Origin of the sequence: Pseudarthrobacter sp. AB1, from assembly GCF_014926485.1 — a bacterium.
Lineage (GTDB): Bacteria > Actinomycetota > Actinomycetes > Actinomycetales > Micrococcaceae > Arthrobacter.
This window is the reverse complement of record NZ_PZKO01000025.1, coordinates 21,001-30,105: the sequence shown is the minus strand read 5'-3', so window position 1 is coordinate 30,105 and position 9,105 is coordinate 21,001. Positions and strand designations below refer to the sequence as shown.

The 9,105-nt window shown below is 61.0% G+C and carries 6 protein-coding genes and 3 pseudogenes; 2 read left to right on the top strand and 7 right to left on the bottom strand.

Annotated features, from left to right (window positions below; translation table 11 throughout):
• Window positions 1–163 (bottom strand): annotated as a pseudogene (locus tag DAD99_RS22125) (aromatic ring-hydroxylating dioxygenase subunit alpha); the annotation flags it as partial.
• Between the two features lie 1,089 nt (window positions 164–1,252).
• On the opposite strand from DAD99_RS22125, the gene DAD99_RS07955 reads away from it, so the two are divergent.
• A complete protein-coding gene (locus tag DAD99_RS07955; protein WP_193341084.1) occupies window positions 1,253–1,669 on the top strand; it encodes a cupin domain-containing protein in 417 nt (138 codons plus the stop codon).
• A gap of 250 nt (window positions 1,670–1,919) precedes the next feature.
• On the opposite strand, the gene DAD99_RS07950 is transcribed toward DAD99_RS07955, so the two are convergent.
• Window positions 1,920–4,094, bottom strand: coding sequence for an amylo-alpha-1,6-glucosidase (locus DAD99_RS07950; protein WP_193341083.1), 2,175 nt, complete (start codon window positions 4,092–4,094; stop codon window positions 1,920–1,922).
• A gap of 103 nt (window positions 4,095–4,197) precedes the next feature.
• Here DAD99_RS07950 and DAD99_RS21585 point away from each other — a divergent pair.
• Window positions 4,198–4,430: pseudogene (locus tag DAD99_RS21585) on the top strand (substrate-binding domain-containing protein); the annotation flags it as partial.
• Between the two features lie 127 nt (window positions 4,431–4,557).
• On the opposite strand, the gene DAD99_RS21580 reads toward DAD99_RS21585, so the two are convergent.
• The 5 genes and pseudogenes from DAD99_RS21580 to DAD99_RS07925 all read right to left on the bottom strand — a co-directional run bounded on the left by DAD99_RS21580 (window position 4,558) and on the right by DAD99_RS07925 (window position 9,008).
• Window positions 4,558–4,677, bottom strand: a complete 120-nt coding sequence (locus DAD99_RS21580) for a shikimate kinase (protein WP_227007793.1) — start codon at window positions 4,675–4,677, stop codon at window positions 4,558–4,560.
• A 232-nt stretch (window positions 4,678–4,909) separates the two neighbouring features.
• A pseudogene (gene moaA, locus DAD99_RS07940) lies at window positions 4,910–5,907 on the bottom strand (GTP 3',8-cyclase MoaA).
• Window positions 5,908–6,341: 434 nt separating this feature from the next.
• A complete protein-coding gene (locus tag DAD99_RS07935) occupies window positions 6,342–6,836 on the bottom strand; it encodes a molybdenum cofactor biosynthesis protein MoaE (protein ID WP_193341082.1) in 495 nt (164 codons plus the stop codon).
• Window positions 6,823–7,704, bottom strand: coding sequence for a formate dehydrogenase accessory sulfurtransferase FdhD (gene fdhD / locus DAD99_RS07930; RefSeq protein WP_193341081.1), 882 nt, complete (start codon window positions 7,702–7,704; stop codon window positions 6,823–6,825). Before fdhD ends, DAD99_RS07935 begins: the two co-directional genes overlap by 14 nt.
• Window positions 7,692–9,008, bottom strand: a complete 1,317-nt coding sequence (locus DAD99_RS07925) for a molybdopterin molybdotransferase MoeA (RefSeq protein ID WP_193341080.1) — start codon at window positions 9,006–9,008, stop codon at window positions 7,692–7,694. Before DAD99_RS07925 ends, fdhD begins: the two co-directional genes overlap by 13 nt.
• Window positions 9,009–9,105: the final 97 nt, after the last annotated feature.

The following is a 9,105-nucleotide window of genomic DNA, read 5'->3' as shown; positions in this document are numbered from 1 at the left end:
GCATGTCGATGCTGAAAATCGTCGGATCAGTGTAGAAGGGGGCATCGAGGGAATATCCCACGCGCCGGAAATCGAACAACTCGCTGATTTCCGCCAGCTGCTCTGCAGGCAATGATGAAGCGAGTTTTCCGCGTGAATTGATGGGCAAAACTGGAGCAGACATGTGTTTCCTCCCGGAGGCGTGGGTAATTATGCGATTCGTGGCAGCCACGGCTGGGTGGTCCAAGCGGTGTTGTGGAAAACCTTGTAATCATGAGATTAGGGACGATTGCACTGCAACAAAAGCGCAAGATATTGGAGATAACAGTGCACAATGAGTGCATGATTGATCCACGGCTCATCACACTCAGGCTGCTTGGTCCAACCCCCGCCAGGGACCGGATATGAACAGGGCGCACTGTTCAACTCGAAACAACTCTCTCAGGACAGCTGACAGCCTACGGCCACGGCGCAGCCACGGTTCACTGTGCATCAGCGGTAGATCAACGGAGGTCCGGATCATCCAAGTGGACGCTGCCCGTCAACATCGCGGTGAACGGAACCAGTGAGGGCCTCAACAACTGCTAGATGGCCGGTTGTGTCAGGAACCCCGGGGAATTGAACCGTCAAGATATCAACGGCTGCCTCGGGCGGCTGGCATGCCGAACGCATGCGAAGAAGCGCGACGGCGGAAATGAGGAACCAGACTATATTCGTGACCACGGAGGGCCCTGCTTCGTGGAATGCACCGTTGATAATGAAGGCACAAGCACCGAGGAGGTTTGCGGTCTGGAAACGCCTGCCCGCCTTCACCCAGCCCATAGAGAGCGTCAGATATGCACTTAGGATCACAGCCGCCCCTGCCACCTGGCGGCGGACGCTCCGGCCCTCCGGAAATCGAAAAAAGTACCCCTTCATGGCCGGCAGCCTCGGCATCACCCCATGCTGCCCATGATCCAGCAGGGACAAACATCGCCCCTGCAATTGCTGGAATTGCCAGCACAGGACGTTGCGCACAGCCTGCCGTCGCATGGGAAACGAAGAACCGCAGCCCCCGGGCGCCGATCCATGTGATGGATCCGGGTCACCGAGAATGACCAACGCGAATTCGCGTCGGCGATTCCATGTTGGAAAGTTCACTGGGCAGTGGCATTGCCTGGTCCACTCCGAGATAAGCCGGCATGTCGGTCAGAGGCAGGGCTGCCATAAACACCGCCGGCGTGGACAAGCGCAGTCCGGCTGAGGATGCTATAGAGGGAGGAAGGAGACCTGAATGCTTGAACGAGCAGGAACACGCGCCTTTCTGTATAACCTTCACGAGGGCTCGCCACTGCAGATGCAGTGGCTTTTTTACGGTCAGTCCGAACTGCCTGTGGCAGTGCAAACCTGGGAGCTGCCTCCCGGAGGCTTCGAGGGAATGCATTCACATGCTGAGCCCGGCCGCCCGCTGGAGGAGATCTATGTTGTCACCGAGGGCACGGGTCAAATGACCGTCGAAGACGAAACCTACTCGGTAGCAGTCGGTGACGCTGTCCTGGCTAGGGCTGGAACTCGGCATGATCTGCTTAATACCGGCAAGGGGCCGCTGAAGGTGCTGGTCATCTGGGGCGAACCCAGGCCGGCCGACTACTCCGACTTTGGGTCGGCCAAGATGGCACGGGTAGCAAGAACGGATGCGTCCCCTGATTAAAACGCCGGTTGGGAAGTGGTGTACGGGGTCGGTCCTACTCGACAGTGCTCTGCGAGAATCGTCGCGCCTGGGCACCAAACAACGGCGACAACGATCGCGCCGGAGGACGAGGGCCGGTTCACCTTCAGACTGCTGTCACTACCGGAGCCTCCACCTGCTGTGTTCCGGGGCGACTGGCGAGGGTCTGCCTGGCAGAAGCTGGTCTGCACTGCTCCACGCGAAGAAACCGTAGCCGGATGAACTTGCTCTTCTATCTCTGGGTGCTGGGGCTTTCAGGGCGGCGTAAGTGTGCTTTCTCGACGAGCTCCGTGATCCACGGCCGCTGGCCATGATGGAGTGTTATGCCCTCCGGCAGGCCGTGAACGTTTGACGTCGAGCCGATGATGTCAATGGAGATGCGCCCATCGCCCATGGGGGCATTGCTAATGTGCAGTTCGCCATAGGACTCGGGCAGCACCGGATCCAGCCAAAGGCCGCCCAACGAGATGTGGGCGTCATAGCGCATTAGTCCAGTGATCAGCTGGATCGGCGTGGTGGCAGCCCATGCCTGAGGTGAGCAGGCGGTCGGGTATGGAACCGGCTGCGCAAACTGTTCGCGGGCGAAGCCACAAAAGAGTTCCGGAAGCCGTCCACCGGAGTACTCGGCTGCTTCCAGCAGCGCTGTGGCAATCCGTTGTGCTTCCTCCACGAAGCCGTACCGCAACAGCCCGGCCGCAATCAGCGCGTTGTCGTGCGGCCAGACCGATCCGTTATGGTAGCTGGCCGGATTGTAGGCACCCATGCCGCGGGCCAGTGTCCTAATCCCCCAACCGCTGAACATTTCGGCAGACATCAAGCGCTCTGCTACAAAGGGGGCCTTGTCCTCATCCACGAGTCCGAACCACAGGCGGTGACCCATGTTAGAAGCACACGCATCCACGGGCCGTTTGTCACGGTCCAACGCAACCGCGTAATAGCCCTTCTTAGGTAGCCAGAACTCTTCGTTGAATCGTTTTTTAAGGACGTCCGCTCGATTCCGAAGCTCTGCTGCCAAGTCAAGGTCGCCGTCATCGTAAGCCATCCAAGCCCTGGCCATATACGCTCCATGCACGTACGCCTGGACTTCGCAGAGCGCCAGCGGCGGTTCAGCGATGGTGCCATCGGCGAAGTTGATGCCGTCCCATGAGTCCTTCCATCCTTGGTTGATGAGACCGTGTTCGTTAAGCCGGCCGTATTCCACGAAACCATCACCGTCGCGGTCGCCGTAGTCCCGGATCCACTCAAGGGCGCGGTCGGCGTTGGGAAGGAGGGCGGAGATAGTATCCTTGGCGAAGCCCCAGCGGCTGACCGATCCCAGGACAACCACAAAGAGCGGCGTTGCATCGACGCTGCCGTAGTAGGCGGACTTCCCACCCAAGGCCAGACCGCTGGAGACGCCTAGCCGGACTTCATGCAGAATCTTTCCCGGTTCTTCCTCGCTCATCGGATCAACTGCAGTCCCCTGGAGGTCTGCCAACGTGCGCAGGGTGCCCAAGGCTAGGGAAGGGTCCACGGGCAACGCCATCTCGGAAGCCCATAGGGAGTCGCGACCGAATAACGTCATGAACCAGGGCGCTCCTGCAGCCACCACCACTCTCTCCGGATGGTCCGGATCCTGGATTCGTAGGGCACCCAGATCCTCGTAGCTTCGTCTCAGGGTGCTTTCGATGGAGCGGTTGCCCATCTGCAGGACCGGGATCTTTGCCACCCACTCTTGGCGGCGCCGGTCGCTGGGGGACATTTCCCCTTGAACTGGATGGGCAAAGGGCGCCACGGTCCCTGCTCCGTCGAGCGTTGGTACTACGCTCGCCCGGCTGCTCCAGTGGCCGGAAGGGGGTACGGTTACATTGAAACTCAGGGCCTCAGCTGAGGCGGTGGCACCTTCGGCGCTGACCACTACGCTTTTTCTCACTCCCTGCCACTCGGCCCGGATTTCCAAGGTGTTGCCTTTCGGCAGCCGCGTCTCATTCCAGCGGCGGGTGACCCGCGCTTCCTTCACCTCAAAGAGGTCTGCGAAGTCCGACTCGACGACCAGCGTGATCGTACAATGGGCCGGTTGGAGCGAATAGTTCCGGACGGTGATCTCTTCCAGTATCCCCGCTCCGACCTCACGCAGCCTCTCGACCAGTAAGGGGCTGTCCGCATATCCGTCGGAGCGCGGAACGCGACACGCAAAGAGGGCCCGATAGGGTTCCTTGGTCTCTGCTGCCAACGGTTCAAGTGACTGGCCATTGATGGTTAGATGCCAACGCGACAGTATGCGTGTGTCCAAGTGAAAGACCCCATGCGGCAGTTCGGGACGAATGTCCCCGTCGGCGGAGGAGATGCAGAAGGAGGAGCCGGCCACCAACGTGACTGTGCCCGCCCCGAGAGGTCCTGCGGCTGTGTCAGAATTCCATCCGGCCACTTCGTGCTCCTCCAACGGACTCAGTGTGGATTTATAAACGCTACGCCGGACTATTTATGGGCGCCAGACCTTCTCGAGATAATAGGCCCGGAAATGGGCTAGCCTCATCGCGCTCAGCGCGGTGGAGGCCATCCAGGAACTGAACCTGTCCATCCCGGCGGACGTCTCGTTCCTGAAGTATGAGGACTTGCCTGAACACGCTTCACCCCACCGCCCCTGACCGTCATCGCCCAACCTGTCTACGACGTGGGTTTGATGGCCGCCAAGGCCACACACGGTCCTGCAGAACAAAGAGCTCGACGTCGAGTTGAACGAACACTGCCGAGGGTGCCTTGACTCGGATTGCGTCCCTATAGGCGCGCTTGAGGGCTGAGCAAGCCACGACGATTCCATCGGCGTGGGTCGAAGCGAGTTCGTCACCTACGAGTCCGAGCCAGGGCCACCTCGTCCGTCCTGGGGGTGCCTACGGCCATCTTTTCGACGTGGCTTGCGGGTGCAGCGAATCGGAGTCAATGAAAATAACGCCCAGATATTGCGCAAGCGCGGATCCCACGGCTGATTTTCCTGCCCCGGACACACCCATTACGACAATGACGGGCCGCATCAGAGTGTTCCCTGGTGCGGTGTTCCTGCGGGGATGGGGTAAAGCCGGGTGACATCAACGGGCCCTGCAGGAGGCCGTCGCCGCAGGGCTGTCCCGTAAGGCGACCTCGTTGCGGAGGGAGCTGGACTGCGGGATGACCCCGGCCAGGGAAGGTGCGCCTGCTGAGTATCCGTCGCAGCGTTCAACCGAAGTATCGTACGAGTATGGTTTCTTAGCCTCCGATCGAACTCATACTGCGGTCTGGCTGCACAAACTCTTTTGTTCCAAGGCCAGTCTGGTCCATGCCGTGTGCACGGGGTTTCATCCACATGGCATCCTGCCAGCGCCGCACCAGTTCATCGTCATGCGCACCGGTTCGCAAAGGCCCCAAGAGGTCGAATTCGTCCCGAGAGAACAGGCAGCTCATAATCTTTCCCTCGGCGGTAATGCGGGTTCGTCGGCAATCGGCACAGAAAGGTTCGCTGACGGACGCGATAATCCCCACGGTTCCCAAAACAGGCCCGGATGCCTCACCCGTAGCACCGTTCCGCCGTCGCACTTCAAACCGTTCGGCTGGCGCGCCGTCCCGCTGACGGCTATCCCGCTCCAAGACGAAGTCCGTGGCAGCAGGGTGCGGATTTCGAGGGCGGTAATCATCTCCCGTTCGTTCCATCCGCGTTGGGCATCCAACGGCATTTGTTCGATGAAGCGCAGTTCAAAGTTTCGCTCCAATGCCCATGCCAAGAGCCCCGGGGCTCCGTGGTCATTGATACCCCTCATCAACACGGCGTTGATCTTGACCGGGCCTAGGCCAACGGCGCGGGCGGCTTCGACACCGGCGAGAACTTCGCCGAGGAACGGGCGCCGGGTCAACTGCGTAAAAGTTTCCTCATGCAGGGAGTCGAGGGAGACACTGACCCTGGTTAAACCCGCCGCTTTGAGCGACTTCGCCTTCTTCTCAAGCCCGACGCCGTTGGTAGTCATAGAGATGGGGAGGCGGGGGTGGCGCCGCCGCAGCGCGGCGATAATATCCACGAGGTCCGGCCGGACCAGGGGTTCTCCGCCGGTGATTCGGAGTTCCCTCACACCCAGACGCTCGACGCCGAGGCCGACGATTCTCTCAATCTCTACCGCCGTCATGACGGCTTTATTTGGCAGCCATTGCAAGCCCTCTGCCGGCATGCAGTAGGTGCAGCGAAGGTTACATTTGTCAGTGACTGACAGCCGCATGTCCGTTGCTTGACGGCCAAAGCGGTCCAGCAGTGCCGAAGGAAGTTCGGACGGGGGCGGATCCGGAGCGGTCCCCTGATAGTTGGTGAGGACGGGGCGCAATGCGGGGATACCCAGCTGAACGGTCATGGTTCAGGCTGATCCAGGGCGCTGGTCGCGGCCGCCGTCAGCGGATGCCAAGATCACTGTCAATGTACGAACCAGGGCGGTTACCGTTGTCGTGCTGGCAACTGCAGTGACCAGCTAGCTGTAGCCGAACGGTCACTGGACTGGATGAGTCCAGTTGGATATCCACCGATTCCTTCCCGTTGCTGCTAACTGGAAGAGTATGTATTTGGTCGTTGAGCTGGGTCATGTAAAAACCTTTCTAATGAGTTGGGGTGTGCCCAGGCGGCACGGGCCGCGAAGCCACGTGCCAGTCGAAATGCTCGCGGTCATGATGCTCCTTTTTCTGGGTTTGGCGAGGTTGGGCGGGTGGCTATGTCTTGGCCTGCACCGACCCACTCCACGGTGCCGTCTTCGAAGAACTGTTCTTTCCAGATCGGCACACGGTCCTTGATGCGGTTCACAACTTCTGAACACACGGAAAAGGCCTGGCCGCGATGGGCCGCCGAGACGGCACATACGAGTGCGAGATCACCGACGTTGAGCAGCCCTACGCGGTGGGCGGCCCAGATGCGGACGGCCGATACCCCCATCCCGGAGTGCTCCGCGACCAGTTCTTCCACAAGTTCGGCCAAGACCTGGTGTGCGGTGGGGTGAGCCGAGTAGCTCAATCTGTTGACGGCCTTCCCGCTGTCATGGTTTCGCACCACTCCGCTAAAGCTGACCACAGCGCCGGCGTCGTCCCCCTCGACGGCCGCCGTCGCCCGATTCACGGATAGGGGGTCCTCAGTCAGTTCGGCGAGGATAAAGTCAAAGCCGGGCATGGTTTTCCTCGCAGCTGGCTGTACGCGGACGGATCAGCCTTTCGTGGCCGGCGTAGACATTCAGGCTGTGCCCCCTGCTGAATCCAATCAACGTCACTCCGGTTTCGGCAGCGAGGTCGGCGGCCAGGCTTGAAGGTGCGCTCACGGCTGCCAACACTGGAATGCCGGCCAGGGCCGCCTTCTGGACAAGCTCGAAGGAGGCCCGCCCCGATACCTGGAGAACGGTGCCGGTCAAGGGCAACAGGTCCTGGCGCAGGGCCCACCCCACCACTTTGTCCACTGCATTGTGGCGGCCTACATCTTCGCGAAGACAAAGCAACTCCGGGTTTGCGCCATCCACCTTGAACAGGCCAGCCGCATGGACGCCGCCGGTCTTGTCGAAGAGGGCTTGGGCCTCGCGAAGCCGCGCCGGCAGTTCTGCGATGAGATCCACGGGGACCCGCAGTGCGTCCTGGGAAGGATCAAAATGGAGGGTCTTGCGGACGGCGTCGATCGAGTCGGTCCCGCAAATGCCACATGAGCTTGAGGTGTAGACATGCCGCATGGTGTCGGGCATGGCCACATCCGGCCTCAATTGGGCCTCAATCACGTTAAACGTCTGTTCTCCGCCGGCATCCCCGGTACAGAAGCGCAGGGAGACCAGCTCGGCTTGTGAACGGATGATGCCTTCAGAGACCAAGAACCCGGCTACTAGGTCAAAATCGTCCCCGGGTGTCCTCATGGTGACCGCGAAGGAGCGGCCGCCGACACGGATTTCCAGAGGCTCCTCAGCGGCCAGTACGTCTTCTTTGAACTGCACCGGGTATTCGGTTCCGGAACCGTCCAGGTGAAAGCGCTGGATCTTCCGACGCTGTGTCATGCGTGCCATGGTGTGCTCCGTGCTCCATTGTTTGCGGCAACGACGGTGTCTTTGGACGTCGACCAGGGGAGGTGGAGCACCGGAACCGTCTCGCCGGCCAAGGCACCTCCAGGGGGGACGACAATGATGCCGTCGGCCCAAGCTAGCCCGCGCATCATGCCGGAGCCCGTATGCGGGATGGGAAACGCCAGACCATGGATTATTCTGCAGGGAATGAGACGCGTACGGTCCCGGTCCGGGTCGACGTCCGCACCTGAAATCGCCTCCCCGACGGCTCTCAGGGACCTGTTTCCGAGGGCGGCCAGTAACGGTTCTACCAGCGTGGTGAGAGCCATCATGGCGGCCAGAGGATTGCCAGGAAGTCCGACGACGAACCGACCGTCCGGGAGTTCGGCCAGAACAGCAGGATGGCCTGGGCGCATGGCGATGCCGTCCAACAGCAGTCGCCCACCAAGCGCGGCCACGACGCGACGGAGGTGGTCGGTGCCGGATGGCCCGGTTCCGCCTGTCGTTATGATGACGTCCGGTTGCTCCCCGGGGAATGCCTCGGGATTTCCCAGGGCCGATAGCCATTCGTCGTAAGAATCCCCGATTCGGTGGGGATTGTCAGGGATGCCCCCCAGTAGTGAAATGACGGTGCCCAGTTGGGGACCGAACGTGTCTCGGACCTGTCCTGGGGCAGGAATGCCGGCCGACACGACTTCCGCGCCGGTCAGCACGATGGCTACTAGTGGTTTGGCATCGATCTGGAGTTCGTCGTGGCCGGCCACAGCGGCGAGGGCAATGTGAGCGGGGTTCAGAATGGTGCCAGCCGGGATCAGTACTTCGCCCGCCGCCGCTTCTTCACCGGCATGGCGTATGTGCTGACTCACTTGTGGTTCCCCGTGCTGTGCGCGGTCATTAAGAGCTAGCAGGAGCTTGCCATCAGCGTCCTGCGTGACCTGGCCGCTTTCCTTGCGGAGTATTGAAGTTGCGCCGGGAGGTACCAGTCCGCCGGTGGCAATGGTGTTGGCGTGGCCCGGTGACAAGGTGTGTCGTTGCTCGGAAAGGGTCCAGGGTCCGCTGCCGTTGATGGCCCAGCCGTCCATTGCGGAGGAAGAGTAATGGGGGAGGTTCTGTTGTGCTGTGACGTCTCGGGCCAGTGTGCGGCCTGATGCCAATGCCAGGGGGACATTCACGGGCGGGAGCGGGGCGGGTACGTCAAAGGCAAGCTGTCGGGCTTCGGACCAGCCGGTTCCCCGTTGTCCAGGACCGTGCCACCTAGGGGACGGCTTCGTACCGCGACCGCCGGTGGCAATTTCACGAGCGACCATCGCGGGCCCTTTCTGACTGTCTTGAGGTGTTGAAGGGTGCGCTCCGGGGACTGAAGGTTTTGCACCACGTTGTGCAAAACCTTCAGTCCCCGGTTAT

What these genes read in the sequence shown, in the direction of transcription:
- DAD99_RS21580 (WP_227007793.1), bottom strand. Translation starts at nt 4,677, where the DNA reads ATGGGTGTGTCCGGGGCAGGAAAATCAGCCGTGGGATCCGCGCTTGCG.
- DAD99_RS07935 (WP_193341082.1), bottom strand. Translation starts at nt 6,836, where the DNA reads ATGCCCGGCTTTGACTTTATCCTCGCCGAACTGACTGAGGACCCCCTA.
- fdhD (WP_193341081.1), bottom strand. Translation starts at nt 7,704, where the DNA reads ATGGCACGCATGACACAGCGTCGGAAGATCCAGCGCTTTCACCTGGAC.
- DAD99_RS07955 (WP_193341084.1), top strand. Translation starts at nt 1,253, where the DNA reads ATGCTTGAACGAGCAGGAACACGCGCCTTTCTGTATAACCTTCACGAG.
- DAD99_RS07925 (WP_193341080.1), bottom strand. Translation starts at nt 9,008, where the DNA reads ATGGTCGCTCGTGAAATTGCCACCGGCGGTCGCGGTACGAAGCCGTCC.